The following is a 25117-nucleotide window of genomic DNA, read 5'->3' as shown; positions in this document are numbered from 1 at the left end:
CATCGTTGAAATTAGTATCCTTCACTAACCACGTAATATACATGATGAAAGCGAATTTTTTCCAAACACTGCTTAAAAACCCATTGCCAGCATTTCCATTTTAACCCTGCTTTCAATATTAGCCGGCAGAAACTTCTTCTTTCTTTGCGTCTTTTAAGCCTGCCAACAGCTTCATTAAAATAGACAGCCATTTTTCAGTTTCTAAATTATGAATTTGCAATGTTAATTTCAGCCTTTTTCCTTCCATGCCAAACCCGACTATGCGACCGAATTCATCCGTTAGCTCGAACAACTTTTGTCCGTCAAAGGAGCTGCTTGCTTCCTCTGAAATAAGAATCGTGATAAGATCTTTCGTTTGTTTAATGACTTCGACTTTTTCTTGCCGTGCATATAACTTTAGCTTCGCTACTTTAAACAAAAAGTCTACTTCCTTTGGATACTCGCCAAATCTGTCCAATAATTCTTCATGCAATTCCTGTAAATCATCAAACGTTTCGATGCCTCTAAACCTTTTGTACATGTCAATCTTTTGTTTTCCATCATCAATGTAAGACTGCGGAATGTAGGCATCTAATTCAAGCTCAATTTCAACTTCCCTTTTTGTCTCTTTTGGCCGTTCACCTTTCCGTTGTTCGATCGCTTCCTTCAGCATTTGGGAATATAAATCAAAACCTACCGAATCAATGAAGCCATGCTGTTGAGGACCTAACAAATTACCGGCTCCCCGAATGGCCAAATCACGCATCGCAATTTTAAAACCTGAACCTAATTCAGTAAATTCTTTAATGGCCTGCAATCGTTTTTCAGCAACTTCTGATAAAACTTTGTCCTTCCGGTAAGTAAAATATGCGTAAGCGACACGATTGGAACGACCGACACGCCCGCGCAATTGATAGAGCTGAGAAAGCCCCATTTTATCGGCGTCATAAACAATCAATGTATTTACATTCGGAATGTCCACACCTGTTTCAATAATAGTTGTGCTGACAAGCACGTCATATTGGCCATCCAAAAAGTTTAATATTACCGATTCAAGCTCATTTTCAGACATTTTTCCATGCGCAAAGGTTACTCTTGCATCTGGAACAAGCATAGAGATTTCATTGGCTTTCCGGTCGATATCCTCAACCCGGTTATATAAAACGTATACTTGACCTCCTCGCGCTAATTCACGTTCGATCGCCTCTTTCACAAGCATTGGGTTATATTCCGCTACATATGTTTGAACAGGAAAGCGATTTTCTGGAGGAGTTTCAATGATTGATAGATCACGCACGCCGATCATGGACATGTGGAGTGTTCTTGGAATCGGAGTTGCCGTTAAAGTTAACACATCAATGTTTGCTTTCATTTGTTTTATTTTTTCTTTATGTGTAACTCCAAATCGCTGCTCCTCATCAATAATCAACAAGCCTAAATCTTTAAATTGAACATCTTTGGAAAGCAAACGATGTGTTCCAATGACTAAATCGATCGTTCCATTTTTCAAGCCTTTAATCGTTTCATTCTGCTCTTTTCTCGTCCGGAAGCGGCTTAATACACCAATGCTAATTGGGTAATCTTGAAAACGATCCCTGATCGTTTCGTAATGCTGCTGCGCTAAAATGGTTGTCGGAACAAGAAAGGCAACTTGTTTTTGATCCATAATCGCTTTGAAGGCAGCCCGAATCGCCACCTCGGTTTTCCCATATCCGACATCTCCGCAAAGAAGTCGATCCATCGGCCGCTCCCGTTCCATATCCTTTTTCACCTCTTGAATGGAACGAAGCTGATCTTCTGTTTCTTTATAAGGGAATGTTGCTTCAAACTCCCTTTGCATCTCCGAATCAGGGCTGAACGCATAGCCTTTGCTTGCTTCCCGCTCAGCATACAGTTTAATTAAATCGTCAGCAATATCTTGAACAGACGATTCCACTTTTTTCTTGACTCTTTTCCATTCGTTTCCGCCTAATTTGTAAATTTTCGGCTCTTTTCCTTCTGTGCCCACATATTTTTGAACTTGATCAATTTGTTCAACTGGAACATACAGTTTGTCATTTCCTTGGTAACGAATGTGCAGGTAGTCTTTGTGTATACCGTTAATTTCTAAAGTTTCAATTCCAAGATATTTTCCAATTCCATGATTAACATGTACGACATAATCTCCCACTTCAAGCTCAGAATAGCTTTTAATTCTTTCTGCATTTGAAAGCTTCTGCCTTTGTTGTCTTCGTTTAACCCTCTTTTTGAAAAGTTCTTCTTCCGTTATGACCGCAAGTCGTCCTAAAGGAAGTTCAAAGCCTGTCTGTAAATCTCCTTTTAAAATGTGCAGCCCCTTTGACAGAATGTGGTTTGAATCAGAAATGACCGCTTCAATCTCATAGTCTCCAAGCACCCGTTCAAGTCTTTTGGCCCGTTCATCATTTGCACCGAGAAAAACTACGGTGTAATTTGCCTTGATCCAGCGATCAACTTCTGATTTCAACAAGTGCATTTGTCCATGGAAATTTTGCATCTGCTTGCAAGACACGTTCATCAAATTTTGTGGGTTTGTATAGGGGACGTGCCGCAAAAACAGTGATAAATAAACAATTGGATAAGATGTGTCACGTATAAGCTGGTAGTATTTATGGGACACTTTCGCATCATGGACAATTTTCCCTTGTTCCAGTAAAGAAGTAAACCATTCTCCTTCTTCATTCTCAAGATGATCAACCATTTCATGCACACGGCTTACTTCATCAATGACAATAACCGTATCCGCAGGGAAATAATCTAGCAAACTAGCAGGTTTGTCATAAAAGAATGAAAAATATTTAAAGAACTCCTGATCCTTCTGCCTATTTTGCAATTTTTCCAGATCATAGCGGATATTTTCTATAAATAAATTTTTGTGCTCATCTTTTTTCAATTTCTTTAAGCTGTTTGATAAAGCCGTTTCTAACTGCTTCATTCCTTTTTCATAATGGCTGTCCGTTAAAATGATTTCCTCTGCCGGTCCGATTGTCACTTCTTGAATCATTTCAATCGATCTTTGGTCTTCAAGACTGAACGTTCGGATTGAATCTACTTCCGTATCAAATAGTTCGATGCGAATAGGATGTTCCTCCGTTAAAGGATAAATATCAATAATTCCACCGCGCACGCTGAATTCCCCAGGAGCAGACACCATGGAAACACGTTCATATCCCATTGAGTGAAGATGCGGAAGCTTCTCGTTTAATTCAAATGTTCCTCCAACAGAAATAGAAAGCTGATGGCTTTTCCATAACTCTTTCGGTGGGAGCATTCGTCTTAATGCAGCAACGGGGGCTACAACGATGCTTTTTTCACCTTTACATAAACGATTCAACACTTCCATCCTTTGTGCTTTTAGCTCTGGACTTGCGACTGCGATCTCAGATGCGATCAATTCATTTACAGGATACAAATAGACGGAATCGCCTAGTAAATTATTTAAATCTTCATAAATGATCTGAGCTTGATAAAGGTTATGAGTCACAACCAGCATCGGTTGTTTGATATCTTTGTAAAAAGCGGAAATAAATACAGACCTTGCTGAGCCAGAAAGTCCGGCTACCATTTGTTCTTTCAAACCTTCTTTTATACCGTCTACAACTGCTTGAAAGTCGTTTTGCGCATAAAAAAATTGATACAGGCTTTCCAATCTCCAGCCTCCTCTCGACAAATATAAAAATGCTTTGGAAATTTTGAAATCAAGTTTCCAAAGCTTTTACTGTATAAAATTTTCATATTGATGAAAATCGGGATTTCGCTCTAGCGCCTCCTGACAATCTTCACAAATACTTTTGACATGAATATCACCGTTTGGAAGATACTCGATCATTTCTTTCCGCTCTTCGTTCGTTAAATGATGAAATCCTAAATCGACGCTAAAAACAGATTTTTCAATGCTACCAATTTTGACGCCGCAATGGCGGCAATAATAATGAAGCGGCATCCTCCAACCTCCTGCACTTGTGGAATGAAAGGTTTTATGATTATTATGAACGGCAGGAGCCATTTTTATACGTTTGTTAATTGTATTCGTTCATGACTTCTAAGAATGGCGTGTGTATCCATTTTTCACATGCACTAGCCGATCGATCAACGGAATGTTGAATATGGTGCATTTCTTCTTCTGTAAATTTTCCTAATACATAGTCGACGATATCCATCGCGTGTTTCGGACGGCCAATCCCAATTCGAATCCGTTTAAAATCTTCCGAACCTAAATGCTGAATGATAGATTTCATTCCGTTGTGACCACCAGCACTCCCTTTCATTCTAAGGCGAATCTTGCCTACAGGCAAATCTAAATCGTCATATATTACAACCAACTGTTCAGTTGGGACATTGTAATAATTCAGTAAAGGACGAATGCATTCACCCGATAAATTCATAAATGTAAGCGGTTTTATCAATAATATCTTTTCATTTGAAAAATGACCGATACCGTATATCCCGTTAAATTTGCTTTCATTTAAAGATATGTTTAAACGCTTTGATAATTCATCAATTACCATAAACCCAACGTTATGTCTAGTTTGTTCATATTTTTTTCCAGGATTGCCAAGCCCTGCTATTACTTTCATGAAATGTCCCCCAATTTTTTATGATAGTGAGATGACAATTAATAGCATAAAAGACGTAACCAAAATAGGTTACGCCTAATTTATTCTTCTACAGCTCCGTCTTCCTTCTCTTCACTTTTTTGCTCATCAGCCGTATCCAAGTCTTCATTTTCCGGCGGCAGGATGGTTGCCACAACCCTTTCAGGCTCATCTAAAATTTTAAACTGTCCATCTGTTTGAATATCTTGTACATGGATTGTATCATCTATTTCTAAGTTTGTTACATCGACTTCAATCGCCGAAGGAATATGAGCAGGTTTCGCTCTCACTTCCACCTCATGTGTTGTCTGCTGCAGCACACCGCCCTCTCTTACTCCTTTTGCTTCTCCAATTAAGACAATTGGTACTTCGATATCTACTTCATCATCCATATCGACAACATAAAAATCCGCATGTATAATCGTGTTTTTCATTGGGTCATGCTGCAGTTCGTACAGGAGGGCTTGATGGTTTTCGCCGTCAAGCTGAATGTTCAACATCGCATTGCGCCCTTGTTCGCGCAAAATTTTTAACAATTCCGATTCGCTCACTAAAATCGCTTTGTTCTCTTGTTTTTTTCCGTAAATTACGGCAGGAATTTGTCCTTGCTTTCTAGCTTTTCTTCTTGACGAATTGGTAAATGATTTTCTTTCTTTTGCATGTATGACTGCTGTCATGGTAATCCCCTTTCTTTCAGACTTTTTTTCTAACAACTCAATTCGAAAAAAGCCTTCTTACTACTATTGGTTTCCCATCATCACAAAGTCTAAACATGCTAATGAAAGAAATAATCAACTCACAACTCGCAAGGAAGATCCCTATAATATTATAATCTGCTAAAATCGTTTAAAAGTCAAAGACAAAATATTAGTCAAAAAGCACGCTGACCGATTGTTTTTCATGAACACGGATGATCGCTTCACTTAGCAATGGAGCGACAGAAAGCTGAATCAGCTTTTCAATTTTTTTCTCTTCCGGCAAAGCGATTGAATTCGTTACGACTAACTCTTTAATCTTCGAGTTTTGAATTCGTTCTATCGCAGGTCCAGACAACACCGGATGTGTACAGCAGGCATAAACTTCCCTTGCCCCATGCTCTACTAGAGCATTTGCCGCAAGCGTAATCGTTCCTGCTGTATCGATGATATCATCAATTAAAATGGCTGTTTTGCCTTCGACATTCCCAACAATGTTCATAACTTCAACCATATTTGGCTTAGGACGGCGCTTATCGATTATGGCAATTGGCGCCTTCAGCCGATCTGCCATTTTTCGTGTTCTCGTCACACCGCCATGATCAGGAGAAACAATGACAATATCATCAAAGCGTTTTTCCAAGAAATAATCTGCTAAAATCGGCACTCCCATTAAGTGATCGATAGGAATGTCAAAGAAACCTTGGATTTGCGGAGCATGCAAATCAAGAGTAATCATCCTTGTCGCGCCTGCAGTTTCCAATAAATTCGCAACAAGCTTAGCAGTAATAGGTTCTCTTGCACGTGCTTTCCGATCCTGCCGCGCATAACCATAGTATGGCATAACAATATTAATGGTTTTGGCAGATGCACGTTTAAGCGCATCAATCATAATGAGCAATTCCATTAAATGCTCATTGACTGGATCACTTGTCGATTGGATCACGTATACATCGCAGCCGCGAATGCTTTCTTCAATATTAATTTGAATCTCCCCGTCACTAAATCTCGTAACCGAACTTTTTCCCAAATCGACTCCTACTATATCCGCGATCTCCCTGGCAAGGGCTGCGTTTGAGTTTAAAGAAAAGATTTTTAAATTTTCGTCTTTATAACGATTTTTTGTCATTGTAAAGGGACCCTCCAAATTACGATTTTTTACCATTCATTTTTTCGATGACGTATCTCTCTTTATTCACTTGACGAGCCCTTGCGATCGATAATGCGCTGCCAGGGACGTCATCTGTAATAGTTGATCCGGCTGCTACATATGCTCCTTCGCCAATCGTAACCGGCGCAATAAGGTTTGAATTACATCCAATAAAGGCTCCGTCTTCGATTTTCGTTAAATATTTATTTTTCCCGTCATAGTTAACTGTTATCGAACCGCAGCCAAGATTCACCCCATTCCCAACTTCTGCATCTCCAATATAGCTTAAATGGGATGCTTTCGATTCTTTTCCAATTTTAGATTTTTTGACTTCGACAAAATTCCCAATTTTTACTCCATCGTCAATAACGGAGGCTGGGCGAATGTGTGCGAACGGACCGATGTTAACCTGATTTCCGATCTGACTGTCATGAACAACAGAATGACGGATGTTCGTATTATGGCCAATTTGGCAATCTTTAATTTCGGAGTTGGGACCGATTTCACATTCCTCTCCGATGACCGTTTTACCGATAATGACTGTACCCGGATAAATGACAGTATCTTGTCCGATCTCTGCATCTGCTGATATATATGTATTATCAGGATCGACAATTGTAACTCCGTTTTTCATATGCTTTTGATTGATTCGCCTTTTCATAATAAGCTCCGCTTGCGAAAGCGCTATGCGGTCGTTTACCCCTAACGTTTCTTCAAAAGAATCTGTTTGAAACGCTGAAATGATTTCGCCTTTTTCCTTCAAAATCTCAATTACATCCGGCAAATAATATTCGCCTTGCGCATTGTCATTATTGACATGCTTTAAAGCTTCAAATAAGGAAGCGTTATCAAAGCAATAAGTTCCCGTATTAATTTCTGTCACAAGACGTTCACTTTCTGTAGCATCTTTATGCTCAACTATTTTTTCAACCAGCCCTTCTTCATTGCGGATCACTCGTCCATATCCAGTCGGATCATCCGCTTCTGCTGTCAGAATGGTGGCTTTTGCTTTCGTTTCCAGATGATGCTTTAACAATTTTTCAAACGTCTCGCTGGTGATCAGCGGCGTATCGCCACAAACAACAATTGTCGTTCCTTCTTTCCCCTCAAGATATTGAGCCGCCTGCAAAACAGCGTGAGCAGTTCCAAGCTGCTGCTCCTGCAAAACATACAATGTCTGTTCGCCGAGCTCTGATTTTACTTTTTCCGCACCATGACCGACGACGGTAATGATTTCGTCAACTTGAAGCTTGGAAACATTGTCTATCACATGCTGTACCATAGGTTTACCGCAAACAGGATGCAGCACTTTATAGAGCTTTGATTTCATTCTTGTTCCTTGCCCGGCTGCTAAGATGACTGCAAAACATTTCTCCATTTATAGGCCTCCAATACCCTTTTTATCCATAAAAATCTTATCTTAAATAATGTTCTATTTCAAGAAATCTTGTGTGATTCCGTAAATTTCCGTTTCACTCTATTTTTCTCGAAAAAGGTACAGAAATAGGATAGGAATTTTATTAAAAATCTACGAGGAAGCCCTAAATTTTATGCTTCTTCCCTCTTCTCTAAAGGCCGGTTTTGATACTTTGACGAAAAAACAAGAAGGAAAAGAACGCCTGATTGGAGGCCTTAACACAAAAAAAAATTCATTTCAGCAGAACAACATTGCCTAAAGTTTTTTTGATTCATTCGATTGCTTCCTTTCGATGAACCAGATTTTCTGACGGTGGCTGAACGTAGAAGGTTATACTTGGATGCATTGTTGTTCAACGAAGTTGATTTACGATTTACAGCTCTGCATTTCTTCGTTTTTTCAAATGCCGATGTATGAACATTAATTTTTGAAACAAATACCATTTCCTATACAACCATCAGACTTGATGATCAATAGCTGCATAACAATTGAGTATGTAAGAAAAACAAAGGAGGCCATCTATTCTTTTGCAAACGTTTACTAAATCGTATTAGTGAACAGATCCTTTAAAAAAGAAAGGGTCTTAAGCTGAATGCTTTAAGCCCCTTCTTTTACATCATATTTTTATGAAGCCCCTGCTTCTTCATATTCAAAATCTTCCGTCTCACCTAAACGGTGATATTCAGCTAGAACAGCGTCTTGAATTTTACCGCGAGTATTTGAATTAATAGGATGTGCAATGTCTCGAAACTCTCCATCCGGTGTACGTTTACTAGGCATTGCTACAAAAAGGCCGTTATTTCCGTCAATTACACGTATATCGTGGACGACAAATTCATTATCCAATGTTATGGACGCAATCGCTCTCATCCGACCTTCTGTATTGACGCGGCGCAATCTTACATCTGTCACTTCCATCCTGTTCACCACCTTTTTCTTCGCAAAAACTTTAGTAACCATAATTCAACAATTCAACGGATTTTTAAATTTTCCTTCTTTTCACACAAAAAATTTTTGGGAAAAATAAAAAAGGATCCGATTCGCAAAACGGATCCTGAACAATCAACCTTTTATTTAACTAAAGCAATCACTTCAATTTCAACGAGGACATCTTTCGGAAGTCTTGCAACTTCCACACATGACCGAGCAGGCTTATGCGTTTGAAAATATTCCCCATATACTTCATTAAAAGCAGCGAAATCGTTCATATCTTTTAAAAATGCGGTTACTTTGACAACAGTTTCCAACGAAGCGCCTGCTTCTTCCAATACACCCTTTAAATTTGCGAAAACTTGGTGAGTCTGTTCTTTAATATCTCCTTGTACCAAGTTTCCTTCAGGGGTTAAAGGAATTTGTCCAGAGCTATAAAACATGTTATTCACAATAATTCCTTGAGAGTATGGTCCGATTGCAGCCGGAGCCTTTTTTGTTGAAACGACTTTCATTTTGAAACACTCCCTTACGATTCATTATTTTTATGCTAGAGGAAATCGAAATAATTTCCTTTACTAACTTGTATGGATCGTTCCTTTTCATTCATATCGGAAAGTTTTAAAATGGAAATATATTCATTTACAAGCCGTTCATCCACGCTTTCTGATTCCACAAGAACCCCAATTCCTGAAACATTTGCGCCAAATTCAGACAGCATGCTGATCATGCCGTTGATCGTTCCTCCGGCCTTCATAAAGTCGTCAACAATTAACACATTCGATCCTTCTTTTAAGCTCCTCTTTGCAAGCGTCATAGTTTGGATTCTTTTCGAAGAGCCTGAAACATAATTAATGCTTACCATCGGCCCTTCTGTCACTTTATTGTCACGGCGAACGATGACAAAGGGAACATCCAAATAGCTGGCAACTGCATAAGCAATTGGGATCCCTTTCGTAGCTACAGTCATGACGACATCAATTGTACGATTCGCAAAAACCGAAGCAAATAAACGCCCGATTTGATTCATCATTTTTGGATTTCCCAGTAAATCTGTTAAATATAAATAACCTCCAGGTAAAAGCCGGCTGGGGTCTGAGACTTTCTCGCACAGTCTTTGAATAATTCCATTTGCTTCGTCCCTCGTCACCTTCGGAATAAATTTGACACCGCCAGCTGCGCCTGGGGTTGTGATTAAAGTTCCGATCCCTTGTTGCTCAAAGGTTTGCTTTATGATCACTAAATCCTCGCTAATGGAGGATTTAGCTGATTCGTACCGTTCAGAGAAAAAAGTTAATGGGATGAGCGCATGTGGATGATGAAGCAAATAGTGTGTCATATCGACAAGTCTCCCACTGCGTCTAAATTTCATAGACGAACCTCCAAATCCCGAATGTTTTTAAAGTAAATATAACTTAATATTCGCATTTAATCAAGGGCTATCCGATCCCCAAGCATTCTGACTGCATACACTTGATCGCAAAATCCCCTCAAGCCGTTATAAACACGATGAAGCCTCGACTCGTGTTGAACAAGTCCATATACTGTCGGTCCGCTTCCGCTCATTAAAACAGCATCAGCTCCAAAACGTTTCATTTGTTCTTTAATCAAAGCAACTTCCGGATACATCTTCATTGTGACCGACTCAAGGACATTTCCAAGCTTCGCACAGATTTCTTGATAATTTTGATCCTTTATCGCTTTGACCATTCCACTAACATCAGGATGCTCAATGTCATTTATCTTCAAATGTCGGTAAATTTCAGCAGTGGACACACCGATATCAGGCTTCGCCAATACGACCCAGCAATGCGGAGGAGGATCAATCAGCTCAATTTTTTCGCCTCTTCCGGTCGCCACAGCTGTGCCTCCGTAAACACAAAAAGAAACATCTGAACCAATTTCTGCTCCAAGTTTCGCAAGATCATCAAGGGAAAGATCCAAATTCCATAGTTTATTTAATCCCCTTAACGTTGCTGCTGCATCACTGCTCCCTCCTGCAAGGCCCGCAGCAACAGGGATGCACTTTGAAATCGTGATTGCCACACCCTTTTGAATCCCGAAACGGTCCTTTAAAAGCTGTGCCGCTTGGTAAGCTAAATTCCGATCATCATCTGGCACAAATCGATTATGCGATATGATACGTATTTTATTTTCATCAAGAAGCTTCAGCTCGATTCGATCAGCTAGATCTATGGTCGTCATGACCATATTCACTTCATGGTATCCGTCAGATCTTTTATGTAAAACATCTAAAGATAAATTAATTTTTGCCGGAGCTTTTTCCAATACTCGCAAATACATTCACCTACTTTTTCGTTCTGACAAAATGTATTCACATTGTACCATAAATAGGGATATAATAGCATAATTCGACAAAATCCGTCCATTGAAAACATAAAAAAATGCCGGCCCAAACTATGAGCCGGCCACCCGAATGTCTGCTTTTAAAAAGTTTTGCCGTTTTGCTTAGCCAATTGCTCTTCTGCAATCTCGATCGCCCGTTTTACCATGTTTCCGGCATCACGAGCCCGAATGGCTCCCCATCCTTCATTTTTGACCGTTTCATAAAAGCCCAATTCCTTAGCCAATTCATACTTAAAGCTTTCTGACATAATGCCTCGGCGTCTAGCCATTCTTTGACTCCCCCTTAAATAAAAACAGACATTCCCGCGGATTTTATCCGCTTACTGTTAGTTTCAAGCGAAAAGCTTGATTTATGCTTTTAAAAAAATGCCAGAGAAAAAAATAAAAGCAGCAAACAAATTTCGTTTACTGCCCGCCCATTGCAACATTGTTGTTTTCATCTATAAAAGTAATTTGGACTGTTTCCGTTAACACATCTGCATAGCTGTATGAAACGCGTTCAAAAGCATTTTCTTCCTGGTCAAGTTCAATCACAAAAACCGATGGATACGTCTCGGCTAAAACGCCTGAACGTTCAATTGTTTTTCTACGTCCGCCATTCGCTTTTAATGTTAATCGACGGCCTAGATTAGAATCGAGAGCTTGTTTAATATCGGATAACGTTTTTGCCATTGGAACCACCTCACAAAGTTCATTATACACAGAATCGACTAATAAGTCAAATAAATTTTTTATTATAACAGCCTTTAAACATCTGTGTCAACGTTTTCTTTTCAACAAATTTCTCTAATACTTGTCATAGTTTTCCCGTTTTTGCAAAAATTATATGGATTTATCCAAAAAAAAAAAAGCAGTCCAAACGTTTATTCGTTTTGACCTGCTTCCTCAATATATCGGTTAAATGGTAAACCTGACCGCATGACGCCCTTTGTTTCAATGCCTCCTAATCCTTTTTCCCGCGACAAGGTGTTTCGAAGTACATCCCAAACATTAATACGTTCTACAAAAGGAGTAAAGCTGATTTTAGAAACAATATACACAGGATCTAAAGCATGAATGTTCACTCTTGACGGTGAACTTGCAAAATTGGCCCCAGCTCTTATTAATGACTCAAAATGAGATTGGCATGCACCGGCAAAAATAATCAGCTGATCAAGCCCGGGAATTTTTTTCCGTGCCTTCCTGACCGTTTTAATAAAATCCTTCGAGTGTCGGTAAGCATTCAAATCCAATATTGTCCCTTTATGCTTCGAATAAGAATCATGTCCAGTAATGACTAGTATATCCGGCCGATATTTTTCTAAAAGCTCATCAATATGATCAGCCATTTCGTTTTCTTTTAAATGTATGCCGTGAACAGGAACACCAATTTTTTCGTATAAATTTAAGCATTTTTCCAAATAATTGGGGTCGCCATCTACATGTAATACTCTGCCTGGAATATGAAAACATTCATTTTGATATTCAAATTCGGACGAAGCGTAAAATTCTTGTTTTTCACGAGATAGATCATAATCTTGCTTCAGGAGATAAAGCGTATTTTCTATTTTTTCCCTTTCTTGTTTTTCACGTATTTTTTGTTCTTCTTTATTCATGATGACTAAGTCGTCATACGGGGCATCAGCAATTAAACGGACGTCCTGTCCTGAAATAAGGGCAATCAGACGGCCAGTATGATCCTTTTTTATTTCTAAGATCCGAAAAAGTAAATCGCACTGATAAGACTTTCTGGCCACTATCATCCCCGGCTTTATTAGCATAATGTTCACTCCGAACGGGAATAGTTTTCTTTTCTTCTTTAACGTATGTCTTGCTTTTCAAAATGGTGATTTACCCTATTTAAATATTTCGTAAAGTCTGTCGCTCAATAAAGCAAATTCTTCAATGGTCAATGATTCCCCCCTGCGCTTTCCATCGATTCCTGCTGATGTCAAACATTCTTCAATTATGTTTTTATTCGCCTTCCCATTGGGTAAGTTGTTGAGTAAATTGTTCAATAACGTTTTTCTTCTTTGAGCAAAACTTGCTTTTACTACTTGAAAGAAAAATGCTTCATTTTTGACATGAATAAGCGGTTCTGGACGCAAATCGAGGCGAATGACAGACGAATCCACGTTTGGCTGAGGGATGAATACTGTCTTCGGCACCGACATAACCGTTTTCGCTTCAGTGTAATATTGGACGGCAATGGATAATGAGCCGTAATCTTTTGTTGACGGTTTGGCTGTCATTCGTTCTGCCACCTCTTTTTGAAGCATGACGACGATCGCTTTTAGTGGCAAACGGTTTTCCAAAAGCTTCATAATGATCGGCGTGGTGATATAGTATGGCAAATTGGCGACTACCATGACTTCACGGCAATTGTTCAATTTTTTTTCAATGATTTCGTGGAGATTTGTCTTTAATACATCTTGATAAATGATTTCGATATTTGAATATGGAGCTAAATTTTCTTCAAGAATCGGAAGCAGTCTGCCATCGACTTCAAAGGCAACAACTTTCTTAGCATTTTTTGCTAATTGTTCTGTTAATGCGCCGATCCCTGGACCTATTTCGATGACTCCTGTTTCTTCTGTTACACCTGCACGCTCAATCATTCGATGCAATATGTTCGGTTCCACAATAAAGTTTTGCCCTAAGCTTTTTTTAAAAGAAAAGCTGTATTTTTCAAGAATTTGTTTCGTTCGGCTTAACGTTGCTATTTCTTTTTCCATCTGCCTCTTCCTCCTTTAAGATCGCCTCAATTGCCTCCAAAAACGCTTCTTTCGTTATATGAAACATTGCCAAGCGTTTCATTAGCTGTTTTCCGTTAGCATAGCCGATTTTTAGCCGCTCTCCAAGCTTTTCCCTCCGCTTTTTTGCCGTTGGACCGCCAATTAAACCATAAAAAATCAAATCTAACATGGAAATGCTGCTTTTCCATTCGTTCATTTCCTCTCTCACCGAACGCAGCGCTTTCCGAATAGATTCTGCGCTGGCATGCTCAACGCCAATTCCTCTCCCGTTTTTTGCTCTGGCCTCATTGCGTGGCAAAAAGGCATGTTTGCATCCAGGAACATGTTCAGCTATTGTTTTGCGAATTTTTTCTCCCGGAGCGTCAGGATCCGTAAAAATAATAACTCCCCGCGTGTTTTGGGCAAGGCGTATTTGTTCAATAATCGATTGATTAATGGCAGAGCCGTTCGTTTCAATCGTATCGGCATCCACTGCTCTTTTTATTGCCAGCGTATCATCTTTACCTTCAACGATAATAATTTCTTTTATTTTTTTTTTCATTTTTTCCTCCAAAACTTGAAACCTTTTTGTAATATTTGTCGTCAAATTGTATAAAAGGCTACTGATTTCCAATTATAACGTAAAAAAACAGAGGGTCGAAACCCTCTGTCAAAACAGCACTCGATAAAATTAACGTAAAACCCTTATTTTGACCTTTTTTCGACCCCATTGATATGCTTGAGACTTATTTGGGAAAAATACGTCAATTTTATTTCCGGAAATTGCTGAACCAGTATCGGCGGCAACTGCATATCCGTATCCTTCAACATACACCTTTGATCCGAGCGGAATGACAGACGGATCAACTGCGATTACCTTTGCATTTGGATTTGAGCGCAAATTGTACCCCGTTGCTGTTGTGCCTGAACAGCCATTGCAGGATGCTGTATATGCAGTAGCCGTCACATAAAATTCTTTAGACTTGCTGCCAGTTCCTCTTGAAGCTAGTGCAGGCTGCGAAGAAGCTTTTGTCCCGACAACAACAATTTTATCTTTGCTTTCCTTCGTTGTTACAGTTTTTATAAGCTTACGGGAAATTTCTTTTCCATTTTCCAAAATGACTTCAAACTGTTTTTGGCGTGTTCCTTTTTCGCCTTCTTGAATCACTTTTTTCGTTCCTTCAGCTAAATTTTTATCTGTACGTTGAACGATTTTAAATACAATTGGTTCTTCCACTACATCGGTGACTTTTTCTACTCTGGTAATTTCTACATTTGTGTTTTTATTTAACACTGTTGTTAGCCCAGGCTTTACTTTATCCATTGGATTCAATTTTACGTTATGTTCCTTTAAAAAGTCAGCGACAGTAGTCGAAGTAGACCAAATCTGTTGGTTTTTCCCACCAATATTTAAAGTGATAAGATGCGCTTTATTCAACTTTAGTTCCATGTTTTTTTCAATTTTTGCATCTAATGCTGGTAGAACTTCATCTTTTTCGGTAATGGAAATTTTTTGCTGCCTTAAAACATCTTCTACCGTATCAGCAGTTGTGAAAATCTTCCTTCGCTCATTGTCTACAATCAGCTGGACAGGTTTGGCATATTTTATCACTATATTCATGTTATCTTGAATGTCCCGATGTTTCGCATGAGAAATATAATCATTAGCTTGTAATTTTATATCTAATTCTTTCAAAAGATCACTGACTTGGTCTGCATGGGTCCTTACTTCCTCTGTTTTCCCATCAATAGTGACTCTAACAGTATCTTTTGTTCCTTCATAGCCCCCATACGTTGCTCCTGTGCCAATTAAACATACACCGACTGCAGAAAGGACATACTTTTTTCTCTTGGAAAGGTTGGATACCATATTTTTCATGTTTTCAATCACGAAAACGCCTCCTTCTCCTCCGTGAGATTATATAGAGTATTTTTAAACCTGTCAACCCTCCTGCACTTTTCTCGTTTTTTGTAACTATTATCTTGAAGTTTGAACAAAAAGTGAAGAAAGACTTCTCGACACGTTTATCCTATGAGGAAAAGAAGACGTGTAGAACTTTTTTGAATCATTCTTTTTTCAGACAAGCTTGTACAAGCTTCGACAGAAATCTTTATCATGAAATGCCGAATAATTTTTTTCCATTTCTGGTTGTAATTTTTGCTATTTCTTCAAAGGTGAGTCCTTTCAGCTCTGCAATTTTTTCTGCGATATATTTGACATAGCTTGGTTCATTCCGTTTGCCACGGAATGGATGAGGGGTTAAATAAGGACAATCGGTTTCAATTAATAATCGGTCCAATGGAATTTCCGCAGCTACTTCTTTTGGTTTTTTTGCATTTTTAAATGTAACAGGACCGCCGAACGAAATATAGAAATTCATGTCCATACATTGCATGGCAACCTCTAAGCTTCCGGAAAAGCAATGCATGACTCCGCCTACTTCCTTCGCATTTTCCTCTTTTAATATTTGAACAATGTCTGCAGTTGCTTCTCTGTTATGAATAATGATCGGCAGCTGTACTTCCTTTGCTAATGCAATTTGCTTGCGAAACACTTCTTTTTGCACATCCTTAGGCGATTTATCCCAATGATAATCCAGGCCCATTTCACCTAGTGCGACAACTTTCGGATGGCTGGAAAGCTCTCTTAACCAATCTAAATCGTGATCCGTCATATCAATGGCATCAACCGGATGCCAGCCGACAGCTGCATATATAAAGTCATACCTTTCAGAAAGCTCTATAGCCTTTGGAATTGTTTCGCGGTCAAAGCCGACAACAACGATAGTTTCCACTTTTTCTTGAAGTGCCCGGTCAATTACTTCGTTTAAATCCTCCTCAAATTGCACCGCATTTAAATGTGCATGAGTATCAAACAGCATATTTTGACATCCTTTCCAATCATTTTTTCCCTTTTTCGATAAAAGGGAAAGAGGTGTTCCACGTGAAACACCCCAAAAAAACATTCTTCGACAAATTTATTTGATTTTCGTTCCATTCGGTAAATCTGAATCGACGGTAGCAAGCGACAAGGTTCCGTTTTCTTCCCCTGCCAAAATCATTCCTTGCGACAATTCTCCACGCAATTTTACCGGTTTTAAATTTATTGCACAAATAACTTTTTTGCCGATTAATTGTTCAGGCTGATAATATTTAGCAATTCCAGAAACAACTTGGCGTTTTTCAGATCCTAAATCCAACTGAAGTTTTAACAGCTTGTCTGCTTTTTCTACTCTCTCCGCTTGAATAACCTCCGCCACGCGTAAATCCACTTTCATAAAATCATCAATTGTAATTTCATTCTCATCATCTGCTGTTTCTTTTTTAGCCTCAGGTGCCGCTCCTTTCATCTGCTCTTTTATATAGTTCACTTCCTGTTCGATATCTAAACGCGGAAACAGCGGCTCTCCTTTTTGCACCCGAACCTCTTCCAGCTGTCCAAACTTATGAATGGATTCCCAATTTTTCAAATGATCGTCCTCTACACCTATTTGCGCAAAAATTTTATCCGGTGTTTTTGTTAAAAATGGTTTTAATAAAACGGCTATATGTCGAAGCGACTCAGCCAAATGATACATGACGGATGCAAGCTGATTTCTTTTTGACTCGTCTTTTGCCAGTACCCAAGGCTCCGTCTCATCAATGTATTTATTTGTCCGGCCAATAAATTGCCATAGGGCTGTCAGCGCAACGGAAAACTCCATTTTATCCATGGCTTCTTCGTACTTTTTAACTGTTTCGGTTCTGAATGAGCGAAGAGCCTCATCGTAAGGGGTTTCATCCGCTTGTTCTTTTTTTACAATGCCGTCAAAATATTTATCGATCATGGCCACCGTTCGGTTTAGTAAGTTTCCTAAGTCATTAGCTAAATCATAGTTAATGCGCTCCACAAAGCCTTCAGGAGTAAATACTCCGTCCGCTCCAAACGGAACTTCACGCAGCAAATAATAGCGCAAAGCATCAAGCCCATAACGGTCAATCAATGTAACTGGATCCACAACATTTCCTTTTGATTTAGACATTTTTCCGTCCTTCATTAACAGCCATCCATGTCCAAACACTTTTTTAGGAAGAGGCAGATCAAGCGCCATGAGCATAATCGGCCAGTATATCGTGTGAAAGCGGACAATCTCTTTCCCTACTAAATGAACATCTGCAGGCCAATATTTTTTAAATTTTTCTTCATTCTCGGTTCCGTAGCCGAGCGCCGTAATATAGTTTGTCAATGCGTCAATCCAAACATAAATAACATGTTTTGGATTACCAGGAACTTTAATGCCCCAGTCAAAAGTCGTCCGGGATACCGCCAAATCTTCCAGCCCAGGCTTTATAAAGTTATTGATCATTTCGTTTTTTCTTGATTCCGGCTGAATAAACTCTGGATTTTCTTCATAAAATTGCAGAAGCCTGTCGACATATTTGCTCATTTTAAAGAAATAAGACTCTTCTTTTACCTTCTCAACAGGGCGGCCGCAATCAGGGCAATTTCCGTCCACTAGCTGTCTTTCTGTAAAAAACGATTCACAAGGCGTACAGTACCATCCTTCATACTCATCTAAATAAATATCTCCCTGCTTTACTAGACGGTCGAAAATTTTTTCTACTACCTTCTTATGTCGCTCTTCAGTCGTTCTTATAAAATCATCATAGGAAATATCTAATTTTTTCCATAATTCTTTAATCCCTGAAACAATATCATCAACATACTTTTTAGGAGATACTCCTTTTTCTTCCGCTTTTCGCTGGATTTTTTGCCCATGCTCGTCAGTTCCCGTTAAATACATGACATCGTAACCGCGAAGGCGTTTATATCTTGACATGGCATCGCCGGCTACCGTTGTATACGCATGACCGATATGTAATTTATCGCTCGGATAGTAAATGGGCGTCGTTAAATAAAATGTTTTTTTTCTGTTTTCCACAATATTAATCCTCCTTTGCCACTACATTACAGAAAAGCTCTCGTCAGTTGGACGAGAGCGACAAAACCAAGCATTGATTACATATTCTATGATACCATCATAGCCTGTTTTATCAAGAAAATATACATAATCTTTCATCATCTTATAAGATTTGAACAGTTATTTAAATTGAACAGTATTTCGAATCAAAAGGATTGACGTTTATTGGAAAAACTGTTATTCTATTAATTGACAATCGCAAATGTCGAATAATGACGAAAAAGGGAGTATATAGGTGATAAATCTTTATTTTACAAATGGGAGGAGACAAATTTTATGAAATCTACTGGAATTGTTCGTAAAGTTGATGAGTTGGGACGCGTAGTTATTCCGATTGAATTGCGCAGAACATTAGGAATTGCTGAAAAAGATGCTTTAGAAATTTATGTGGATGACGACCGCATCATTTTGAAAAAATATAAGCCTAGCATGACTTGTCAAGTAACTGGAGAAGTTTCTGATGATAACTTCCAGCTTGCAGGAGGAAAAATTGTTCTTAGCCGCGAAGGTGCAGAGCAAATTTTAAAAGAAATCCAAACCATTTTGGAATCTTCTAAATAAAAAGTTAAAAGTCCCTACTATTCAGGGACTTTTATTTCAAATGATACTCCTGATACACTTCCCGTTTTGGCAAATTTCGATCCAATGCGGCCAATTTGATCGCTTCTTTTGATGGATAGCCTTTTTCTATATAATGTTCAACATGTTCTTTAATCGTCCATTTACTCCACCATGTTTCTTTGTTATCATCGGGAGTATTTTCTTGACTGCCTTCAATGATTAAACAAAACTCCCCTTTGATTTCATGATTTTCCGCCCAATCTAATAGTTCATCAACTGTCCCCCTCACAAACTCCTCATACATTTTTGTTAACTCTCGAGCAACAGCTATTTTCCTATTGCCAAAAAATTCATGAATATCCTTTAACGTTTCAACGAGTCGATGAGGAGATTCATAAAGGATAATGGTTTCTTTCTTATTTTTTAATTGCTCCAATTGTTTTTTCTTTTCTTTTTTCTTGTGATGTAAAAATCCAAAAAAATAAAAAGGCTGAGGCGCAATTCCTGAAGCGATCAATGCCGTTAATGCAGCATTAGCCCCCGGAAGCGGTATAACCGGATAACGATGGTCTAAAACTAGCTGAACAAGCTCACTTCCTGGATCAGAAATGGTTGGCATGCCGGCATCGCTGACAAGTGCAACTTTTTTCCCTTCTTCAATCATTTTCATGATCTGTCTTCCACTCGAATTTTTATTATGTTCATGATAGCTGATGATGTTTGTATCAATATGATAATAATGACATAATTTTTTCGTTTGTCTCGTGTCCTCCGCTGCAATGACGTCACACTCTTTTAACACACGGATTGAACGGAACGTCATATCTTCTAAATTTCCGATCGGCGTCGGCACTAAATATAGTGCGCCCTTCTCTACATCTTCCGCATAGCTTTTTTGCTGCCACATCCCTATTCACCACCATAATGTATACATTCCGCTTTGGTCACATTTTATTTACCCGTACAATATTTTTTGAACTTCATCCGTATAATTGTTTTGATCATCGTAAACGATCAATGGGGGTAGAATTTTTAAATCAGGATTCCCATCTTTTATTCCTTCTACTAATAAAGTATTTGCTTCCTTTCCAAGCTTTGGATATACAAAGCGAATTCTTTTCGGTTCCACTCGATATTTTTTCATGAGTTCGATCATTTCTAAAAATCGTCCTGGACGATGGACAAAGGCAACTTTTCCCCCCGGCCTTACCAATTGGCTGCTTACACGTATAGCATCTTCAAGAGTGCATAATATTTCATGCCTTGCAATCGCAAAATATTCGTTTTTATTTAACTCTTCTTGTCCCGGCGTTTTGAAATAAGGGGGATTGCATGTTACAACATCGAACTTCCCATACCCAAGCTGTTTCGGCATGTCCAAAATGTCGCCGTGAATGATCTTTATTTGATGTTCAAGGTGATTATATTGGACAGATCTGACAGCCATATCAAACAGCCGCTTCTGTATTTCCACTCCTGTGATCGTTCCTTTTGTTCTTGTGCTTAATAAAAGTGGAATCACCCCGTTTCCTGTACAAAGGTCAATCAAATTCCCTTTTTGGATCGGGACATACACAAATTTTGCGAGAAGAACTGCATCGAGAGAAAATGCAAAAACTGAAGGACTTTGAATGATGCGCAAATCTTCCGCTAACAAATAATCCAGCCTTTCATCATCGTGCAAATATACCATGTAAATTTCCCTTTCTTGAGATTACTTACTCGTCCTAGTCATAAGAAAAGCCTCCTGAAAAGGAAGCTGCACTTACTTTTTATTTAAAAATGAGAGGCAGAACAGGCAATCTCCATCTTTCCTTACACTGCCATAATGCAGATTACAAATATGAAATCCTTCCTGATAAAGTCTTGCCAGGTTATCATACCCTTCGCCAATATCTATATGTCCAAGCTTTTTTTCCTTCTTCTTAGCGCTTTTCAATTCTTCTTGTTTCAAATTCATTTGATCAAAAGAAGACATTCGTTTGCGCAAGTGGTCGTTTTCCAATTTTAAATGTTGGTTTTCTTCAATTAATTCTCCTATATGCTGCTTTAATTCTCCTAATTGGCGGTACAAATAACCAATTTGTTCCTCCAGCAATGTCACAGCATCAAAAATTTCTTTTTTGTTCACTGGTTTTCCACCTCTAATCTGTGAACTCCATAGAAACAGCATCGTCTTGTATTAATTCTTCCCATGTGTATTCAACGACGCGATCGCGATTGATCAGTTCGACTTGCAGCACACGTTCTAAAATATTTAGTCCGACAACCTTTCCTGTTCCATTCGGAGTTTCTATAGTATCTCCAATATCCGGAAGTTGCTCTTTTGCTGTTTCATATTCATCATTCTCATATTTTAAACAGCACATTAATCTTCCGCATAACCCCGAAATCTTTGTAGGATTCAAAGACAAATTTTGATCTTTCGCCATCTTAATCGAAACAGGCTCAAAATCCCCTAAAAATGTGGAGCAGCATAGCATTCTTCCACAGGGGCCGATTCCGCCAAGCATTTTCGCTTCGTCTCGCACCCCGATTTGTCGAAGTTCAATTCTCGTTTTAAAAATAGAGGCCAAATCTTTTACAAGCTCGCGAAAATCAATACGCCCGTCAGCAGTAAAGTAAAAAATGACTTTGTTGCGGTCAAATGTATACTCTACATCGACAAGCTTCATCTCTAAACCGTGTTCTTCTACTTTTTTTAAACAAATATCCATCGCTTCTTTTGCTGCCCTGTTGTTTTCCTGGACAATCATCCGATCCTTTTCATCAGCTTTCCGAATGACTTTCTTTAATGGAAGCACAATATCATGCTCTTCCACTTGTTTTTTGCTGACTACTACTTTTCCATATTCAATCCCTCTGATTGTTTCAACAATGACATAATCATCAAGCTGTATATCAAAACCATTTGGATCAAAATAATAAATTTTTCCCGCCTTTTTAAAGCGAACTCCTACAACATCATACAAGCTTATCCCTCCTGCAATGTTAAAACCAAATCTTCCATAAGAAGCTGCGGATTAACATTGAAATTTAACCGTTTTTTTGCATTCAAAATGGAGACGATTTGGTGTAAAACAGTTCGTTGGCCAAGCTTTAGCCCTTGCTGTTTTAACATTGGCAATATATCTAAATAAACAACGTCATCTTCATTTCCGATTTGAATTGATAATAAATCTTTATATAAAAATAGGAGAAAATCCAGTCCCATTTCCATTTGCTCTTTATCTGCAAAAAAAGGCACCCAATGATTATGAATAAAAAGCAATGCATGGTCGGGACGGGAGTCCAATACTTCATATAATTTTATCACTTTGGTTCTTGCTTCCGCAAACCAATCATCACGGCTAAGTGAAAATGCTTCTTCAATATTATTGGTAACTTGACTGACGAGGGCAGCTATATGACTTGGAGTTCCTTTTTTCTCAAGTTCCTGCTGAATCATTTTTGGGGGAATGGGTTGGAAGGTTAATATTTGGCATCTAGAAAGAATTGTCGGCAACACTCGATGAACTTGATTTGTTATTAATATTGCCATTGTTCCTTCCGTCGGTTCCTCCAAAAATTTCAATAAACTGTTGGCCGCATTGACAGTCATCTGGTCGCATCCAGATATGATATAAAGCTTCCGGTTCGATTCAACGCCCGTTTTTGCAAATTCCTTCTGCAATGCTTCTATTTGTTCTTTTTTGATTGATAAGCCATCAGGCTCTATAAAGTGAAGATCAGGATGATTTCCGCTCTCAACTCTCTTGCAGTTTGAACATTGTCCGCACGGTTTATAATTTTTCTCCAAATGCTCGCAAAAATAACTTTTTGCAGTTAAAAAAGCAGCATCCTTTTTTCCTGTGCCCTTTTTCCCTTGAAATAAATAGGCGTGGGCCAATCTATTTTTCTTAAAAGAATTTTGTATTATTTTCAATACTTTTGGCTGAAGTTTTTCGAGTTCTTCCCATGTTTTCATTTATTGTACCACTCACTTACGTATATAAATTCACGATCAGCCCTTTTATTTCCCCTATTTTCCCTAAAATGTTTACGGCATCTTTTTCTTTATTTAAAATTTCTTCGGTCAATTCCACCAGCTTTTGGTCAATTTGGGAAACGATTTTTAAATTCCGTCTGTTCCCATAAAAATCCCAGCTCTTTGATTCTTTGACACCCATTCCGAATTCAATCGTTTCACGAATAAGCCGCTTTACTAATCTTTTAAACTTAGACAAATCATACATATTTCTCGATTTACTTAGACGTTCTCCGGCTTCCTCCAGTTCATTTAAAAGCTGTTTCCATTGTTCTTCATGGAGCTTGGATTCATGCTTTTCAACCATTTGAGAAAATATTTTAGATCTGTTTTGTGTTCCGTTCTGTTCAATTGTTTGTTTAGGCAGTATTGTTCTTAAATCTTCATTTACTTTCATTTGCTCTCACCTTTAAAATTGATGAAATTGTTCAACTGGAAGGACAAAAACAGTTGCACCGCCAACCTCAATTTCAAGCGGATAGGGAACGTAAGAGTCGGTATTCCCGCCTATCGGTGAAACTGGAGCAACAAGCTGTTGGCGAGATTGGCAGTTCGCTTTAATGATATCGAGCGCTTTTTGCACACGAATGTCTTCTGTTCCAATAATAAAAGTAGTGTTGCCGGACTTTAAAAATCCCCCGGTGCTTGCAAGCTTTGTCACACGAAAGTTATGTTCCGTCAGGGCTTTTAATAAGCGGTTGCTATCTTGATCCTGGACAACAGCCATAATCAATTTCATACGGAAAAGCCTCCTTATTAATAAAAACGGAAAAGCAGGACATCTTGCCAGGACATTTTGCAGCGAATATCAATTTTTCTTCATTATATCAAGCTTGAGAACGATATGACTACAATGTTTCCTTCCAAAATAAGTCCAATGCACTCTCCGCTTCAAAAAAAACTTTTTCTAAAGGCTGATCTGCATTGATCACTTTTATTCTATTCGGAAACATTTCAATGATTTTCTTGTATCCTTCATAAACCTTTTGATGGAAATCCAATTTTTCCAAGTCAAGTCGATTGATTTCTCGATTTTGATTGCTAGTTATTCTTGCTAATCCTTTTTCCGGCAAAATATCAAAAAACAGCGTAAGATTGGGCATCATGCCGGTTATTGCAAATTGATTTATTTCAAGCACCTCTTGAATCCCGAGACCTCTTGCATACCCTTGATAGGCTAAAGAACTGTCAACGAATCGATCGCAAAGTACAATTTTTCCTTTATGAAGAGCGGGAATTACTTTTTCGACTAAATGCTGTCTTCTCGCGGCAGCATAAAGAAGCGCCTCGGTCCTTGCATCCATCTCTGTATGTTCTTTATGAAGAATAATTTCCCGAATTTTCTCGCTGATGACAATACCGCCTGGCTCGCGCGTCACGACAACGTCTTTTCCTTCTTTTTCTAACTTTTTTTCAAGCTTTTTAATAATTGTCGTTTTCCCCGCTCCTTCAGGTCCTTCAAACGTAATAAAAATTCCTTTCATTAAGATCACCTTTTCTTGAAAATAGAAATAAGGCCTTCTGCTAATTTCTTTCCTCCTTGAAAATTAGCACGCAGCTTCATTAACCTTTTCAACGCTTCAATTTGATTTTTTGTAATTTTTTCTCCCCTCATCAAAAACGGTATTCCCGGCGGATAAGGAATAATCATTTCAGCAGAGATCTCTCCTATCGCTTCTTCTAATGATACAAATGTTTTTGTA

Annotated in this window: 28 protein-coding genes (1 of these 28 cut by a window edge); 1 reads left to right on the top strand and 27 read right to left on the bottom strand. The window is 38.6% G+C overall.

The features are described from left to right. Positions 1 to 118 precede the first annotated feature (118 nt). From mfd to metG, 18 genes are all read right to left on the bottom strand, one after another. Positions 119 to 3646, bottom strand: a complete 3528-nt coding sequence (gene mfd / locus NSQ84_RS00300; RefSeq protein ID WP_339212156.1) for a transcription-repair coupling factor — start codon at positions 3644 to 3646, stop codon at positions 119 to 121. A 66-nt stretch (positions 3647 to 3712) separates the two neighbouring features. Then, a complete protein-coding gene (locus NSQ84_RS00295) occupies positions 3713 to 3940 on the bottom strand; it encodes an anti-sigma-F factor Fin family protein (protein WP_063387577.1) in 228 nt (75 codons plus the stop codon). Positions 3941 to 4016: 76 nt separating this feature from the next. Further along, positions 4017 to 4574: an aminoacyl-tRNA hydrolase gene (gene pth / locus NSQ84_RS00290; protein WP_063387578.1), complete on the bottom strand. Its 558-nt coding sequence runs from the start codon at positions 4572 to 4574 to the stop codon at positions 4017 to 4019. Between the two features lie 80 nt (positions 4575 to 4654). Next, a complete protein-coding gene (locus tag NSQ84_RS00285) occupies positions 4655 to 5269 on the bottom strand; it encodes a 50S ribosomal protein L25/general stress protein Ctc (RefSeq protein WP_339212155.1) in 615 nt (204 codons plus the stop codon). A 190-nt stretch (positions 5270 to 5459) separates the two neighbouring features. Next, complete coding sequence (locus NSQ84_RS00280; RefSeq protein WP_063387580.1) at positions 5460 to 6416, bottom strand: ribose-phosphate diphosphokinase; 957 nt, start codon at positions 6414 to 6416, stop codon at positions 5460 to 5462. A gap of 19 nt (positions 6417 to 6435) precedes the next feature. After that, positions 6436 to 7815 carry a bifunctional UDP-N-acetylglucosamine diphosphorylase/glucosamine-1-phosphate N-acetyltransferase GlmU gene (gene glmU, locus NSQ84_RS00275; RefSeq protein WP_066247215.1) on the bottom strand — a complete coding sequence of 460 codons (1380 nt, stop codon included), beginning with the start codon at positions 7813 to 7815 and terminating at the stop codon, positions 6436 to 6438. A 663-nt stretch (positions 7816 to 8478) separates the two neighbouring features. Further along, on the bottom strand, positions 8479 to 8772 hold the full coding sequence (spoVG, locus tag NSQ84_RS00270) for a septation regulator SpoVG (RefSeq protein WP_063387582.1): 294 nt from the start codon (positions 8770 to 8772) through the stop codon (positions 8479 to 8481). 152 nt (positions 8773 to 8924) lie between these two features. Further along, entirely contained in the window at positions 8925 to 9299 is a 375-nt protein-coding gene (ridA, locus tag NSQ84_RS00265) for a 2-iminobutanoate/2-iminopropanoate deaminase (RefSeq protein ID WP_063387583.1), read from the bottom strand. 35 nt (positions 9300 to 9334) lie between these two features. Then, positions 9335 to 10156, bottom strand: a complete 822-nt coding sequence (gene purR / locus NSQ84_RS00260) for a pur operon repressor (RefSeq protein WP_063387584.1) — start codon at positions 10154 to 10156, stop codon at positions 9335 to 9337. A 56-nt stretch (positions 10157 to 10212) separates the two neighbouring features. Continuing rightward, on the bottom strand, positions 10213 to 11082 hold the full coding sequence (gene ispE, locus NSQ84_RS00255; RefSeq protein WP_063387585.1) for a 4-(cytidine 5'-diphospho)-2-C-methyl-D-erythritol kinase: 870 nt from the start codon (positions 11080 to 11082) through the stop codon (positions 10213 to 10215). 149 nt (positions 11083 to 11231) lie between these two features. Then, the gene (locus tag NSQ84_RS00250) at positions 11232 to 11420 is read right to left on the bottom strand and encodes a small, acid-soluble spore protein, alpha/beta type (protein ID WP_063387586.1); all 189 of its coding nucleotides are present in this window, start codon (positions 11418 to 11420) and stop codon (positions 11232 to 11234) included. A 136-nt stretch (positions 11421 to 11556) separates the two neighbouring features. Next, on the bottom strand, positions 11557 to 11823 hold the full coding sequence (locus NSQ84_RS00245; RefSeq protein ID WP_063387587.1) for a Veg family protein: 267 nt from the start codon (positions 11821 to 11823) through the stop codon (positions 11557 to 11559). Positions 11824 to 12014: 191 nt separating this feature from the next. Further along, the gene (gene yabG, locus NSQ84_RS00240; protein WP_063387588.1) at positions 12015 to 12911 is read right to left on the bottom strand and encodes a sporulation peptidase YabG; all 897 of its coding nucleotides are present in this window, start codon (positions 12909 to 12911) and stop codon (positions 12015 to 12017) included. Positions 12912 to 12986: 75 nt separating this feature from the next. After that, on the bottom strand, positions 12987 to 13865 hold the full coding sequence (gene rsmA / locus NSQ84_RS00235) for a 16S rRNA (adenine(1518)-N(6)/adenine(1519)-N(6))-dimethyltransferase RsmA (protein ID WP_327848306.1): 879 nt from the start codon (positions 13863 to 13865) through the stop codon (positions 12987 to 12989). Continuing rightward, positions 13819 to 14427: a ribonuclease M5 gene (gene rnmV / locus NSQ84_RS00230; RefSeq protein WP_186439261.1), complete on the bottom strand. Its 609-nt coding sequence runs from the start codon at positions 14425 to 14427 to the stop codon at positions 13819 to 13821. Before rnmV ends, rsmA begins: the two co-directional genes overlap by 47 nt. Positions 14428 to 14556: 129 nt before the next feature. Continuing rightward, entirely contained in the window at positions 14557 to 15756 is a 1200-nt protein-coding gene (locus NSQ84_RS00225) for a ubiquitin-like domain-containing protein (protein ID WP_339212154.1), read from the bottom strand. Positions 15757 to 15979: 223 nt separating this feature from the next. Next, positions 15980 to 16747 carry a TatD family hydrolase gene (locus tag NSQ84_RS00220; protein WP_311066713.1) on the bottom strand — a complete coding sequence of 256 codons (768 nt, stop codon included), beginning with the start codon at positions 16745 to 16747 and terminating at the stop codon, positions 15980 to 15982. Between the two features lie 96 nt (positions 16748 to 16843). After that, positions 16844 to 18787 carry a methionine--tRNA ligase gene (gene metG / locus NSQ84_RS00215; RefSeq protein WP_339212153.1) on the bottom strand — a complete coding sequence of 648 codons (1944 nt, stop codon included), beginning with the start codon at positions 18785 to 18787 and terminating at the stop codon, positions 16844 to 16846. 315 nt (positions 18788 to 19102) lie between these two features. Between metG and NSQ84_RS00210 the strand changes: the two genes are divergently transcribed. Further along, on the top strand, positions 19103 to 19387 hold the full coding sequence (locus NSQ84_RS00210) for an AbrB/MazE/SpoVT family DNA-binding domain-containing protein (RefSeq protein ID WP_063387592.1): 285 nt from the start codon (positions 19103 to 19105) through the stop codon (positions 19385 to 19387). Positions 19388 to 19418: 31 nt separating this feature from the next. Here NSQ84_RS00210 and rsmI read toward each other — a convergent pair whose 3' ends face one another. The 9 genes from rsmI to NSQ84_RS00165 form a co-directional block, all read right to left on the bottom strand. Then, positions 19419 to 20294, bottom strand: a complete 876-nt coding sequence (gene rsmI / locus NSQ84_RS00205) for a 16S rRNA (cytidine(1402)-2'-O)-methyltransferase (protein WP_094244832.1) — start codon at positions 20292 to 20294, stop codon at positions 19419 to 19421. A 48-nt stretch (positions 20295 to 20342) separates the two neighbouring features. After that, on the bottom strand, positions 20343 to 21080 hold the full coding sequence (locus NSQ84_RS00200; RefSeq protein WP_066247199.1) for a tRNA1(Val) (adenine(37)-N6)-methyltransferase: 738 nt from the start codon (positions 21078 to 21080) through the stop codon (positions 20343 to 20345). 72 nt (positions 21081 to 21152) lie between these two features. Next, positions 21153 to 21518 (bottom strand): DNA replication initiation control protein YabA, encoded by a 366-nt coding sequence (gene yabA, locus NSQ84_RS00195; protein ID WP_063387595.1) that lies wholly within the window; start codon positions 21516 to 21518, stop codon positions 21153 to 21155. A gap of 13 nt (positions 21519 to 21531) precedes the next feature. Next, positions 21532 to 22359, bottom strand: coding sequence for a stage 0 sporulation family protein (locus NSQ84_RS00190; protein WP_063387596.1), 828 nt, complete (start codon positions 22357 to 22359; stop codon positions 21532 to 21534). A gap of 2 nt (positions 22360 to 22361) precedes the next feature. Further along, the gene (holB, locus tag NSQ84_RS00185; RefSeq protein WP_063387597.1) at positions 22362 to 23354 is read right to left on the bottom strand and encodes a DNA polymerase III subunit delta'; all 993 of its coding nucleotides are present in this window, start codon (positions 23352 to 23354) and stop codon (positions 22362 to 22364) included. A gap of 16 nt (positions 23355 to 23370) precedes the next feature. After that, the gene (locus NSQ84_RS00180; protein WP_327848307.1) at positions 23371 to 23811 is read right to left on the bottom strand and encodes a YaaR family protein; all 441 of its coding nucleotides are present in this window, start codon (positions 23809 to 23811) and stop codon (positions 23371 to 23373) included. A gap of 12 nt (positions 23812 to 23823) precedes the next feature. Next, a complete protein-coding gene (locus NSQ84_RS00175; protein WP_339212152.1) occupies positions 23824 to 24153 on the bottom strand; it encodes a cyclic-di-AMP receptor in 330 nt (109 codons plus the stop codon). A 109-nt stretch (positions 24154 to 24262) separates the two neighbouring features. Beyond that, positions 24263 to 24898 carry a dTMP kinase gene (tmk, locus tag NSQ84_RS00170; RefSeq protein WP_063387600.1) on the bottom strand — a complete coding sequence of 212 codons (636 nt, stop codon included), beginning with the start codon at positions 24896 to 24898 and terminating at the stop codon, positions 24263 to 24265. 5 nt (positions 24899 to 24903) lie between these two features. Then, positions 24904 to 25117: the end of an aminotransferase class I/II-fold pyridoxal phosphate-dependent enzyme gene (locus tag NSQ84_RS00165; RefSeq protein WP_339212151.1), read on the bottom strand. 1226 nt of this gene lie beyond the right edge of the window; the window shows 214 of its 1440 coding nt (coding positions 1227-1440); its start codon lies off the right edge, out of view; its stop codon occupies positions 24904 to 24906.

The organism is Aeribacillus sp. FSL K6-3256, from assembly GCF_037965805.1.
GTDB classification, from domain to species: Bacteria; Bacillota; Bacilli; order Bacillales; family Aeribacillaceae; genus Aeribacillus; species Aeribacillus composti.
The sequence above is the reverse complement of the archived record's forward strand: the minus strand, read 5'-3'. Positions and strand labels throughout refer to the sequence as shown.

What these genes read in the sequence shown, in the direction of transcription:
- rsmA (WP_327848306.1), bottom strand. Translation starts at nt 13,865, where the DNA reads ATGGAAAAAGAAATAGCAACGTTAAGCCGAACGAAACAAATTCTTGAA.
- ridA (WP_063387583.1), bottom strand. Translation starts at nt 9,299, where the DNA reads ATGAAAGTCGTTTCAACAAAAAAGGCTCCGGCTGCAATCGGACCATAC.
- NSQ84_RS00295 (WP_063387577.1), bottom strand. Translation starts at nt 3,940, where the DNA reads ATGCCGCTTCATTATTATTGCCGCCATTGCGGCGTCAAAATTGGTAGC.
- NSQ84_RS00245 (WP_063387587.1), bottom strand. Translation starts at nt 11,823, where the DNA reads ATGGCAAAAACGTTATCCGATATTAAACAAGCTCTCGATTCTAATCTA.
- NSQ84_RS00200 (WP_066247199.1), bottom strand. Translation starts at nt 21,080, where the DNA reads ATGGTATATTTGCACGATGATGAAAGGCTGGATTATTTGTTAGCGGAA.
- NSQ84_RS00180 (WP_327848307.1), bottom strand. Translation starts at nt 23,811, where the DNA reads ATGAAAGTAAATGAAGATTTAAGAACAATACTGCCTAAACAAACAATT.
- NSQ84_RS00175 (WP_339212152.1), bottom strand. Translation starts at nt 24,153, where the DNA reads ATGAAATTGATTATGGCTGTTGTCCAGGATCAAGATAGCAACCGCTTA.
- rsmI (WP_094244832.1), bottom strand. Translation starts at nt 20,294, where the DNA reads ATGTGGCAGCAAAAAAGCTATGCGGAAGATGTAGAGAAGGGCGCACTA.
- pth (WP_063387578.1), bottom strand. Translation starts at nt 4,574, where the DNA reads ATGAAAGTAATAGCAGGGCTTGGCAATCCTGGAAAAAAATATGAACAA.
- holB (WP_063387597.1), bottom strand. Translation starts at nt 23,354, where the DNA reads ATGAAAACATGGGAAGAACTCGAAAAACTTCAGCCAAAAGTATTGAAA.
- NSQ84_RS00210 (WP_063387592.1), top strand. Translation starts at nt 19,103, where the DNA reads ATGAAATCTACTGGAATTGTTCGTAAAGTTGATGAGTTGGGACGCGTA.
- NSQ84_RS00220 (WP_311066713.1), bottom strand. Translation starts at nt 16,747, where the DNA reads ATGCTGTTTGATACTCATGCACATTTAAATGCGGTGCAATTTGAGGAG.
- NSQ84_RS00285 (WP_339212155.1), bottom strand. Translation starts at nt 5,269, where the DNA reads ATGACAGCAGTCATACATGCAAAAGAAAGAAAATCATTTACCAATTCG.
- yabG (WP_063387588.1), bottom strand. Translation starts at nt 12,911, where the DNA reads ATGCTAATAAAGCCGGGGATGATAGTGGCCAGAAAGTCTTATCAGTGC.
- NSQ84_RS00280 (WP_063387580.1), bottom strand. Translation starts at nt 6,416, where the DNA reads ATGACAAAAAATCGTTATAAAGACGAAAATTTAAAAATCTTTTCTTTA.
- rnmV (WP_186439261.1), bottom strand. Translation starts at nt 14,427, where the DNA reads ATGAAAAAAAAAATAAAAGAAATTATTATCGTTGAAGGTAAAGATGAT.
- tmk (WP_063387600.1), bottom strand. Translation starts at nt 24,898, where the DNA reads ATGAAAGGAATTTTTATTACGTTTGAAGGACCTGAAGGAGCGGGGAAA.
- glmU (WP_066247215.1), bottom strand. Translation starts at nt 7,815, where the DNA reads ATGGAGAAATGTTTTGCAGTCATCTTAGCAGCCGGGCAAGGAACAAGA.
- purR (WP_063387584.1), bottom strand. Translation starts at nt 10,156, where the DNA reads ATGAAATTTAGACGCAGTGGGAGACTTGTCGATATGACACACTATTTG.
- spoVG (WP_063387582.1), bottom strand. Translation starts at nt 8,772, where the DNA reads ATGGAAGTGACAGATGTAAGATTGCGCCGCGTCAATACAGAAGGTCGG.
- NSQ84_RS00250 (WP_063387586.1), bottom strand. Translation starts at nt 11,420, where the DNA reads ATGGCTAGACGCCGAGGCATTATGTCAGAAAGCTTTAAGTATGAATTG.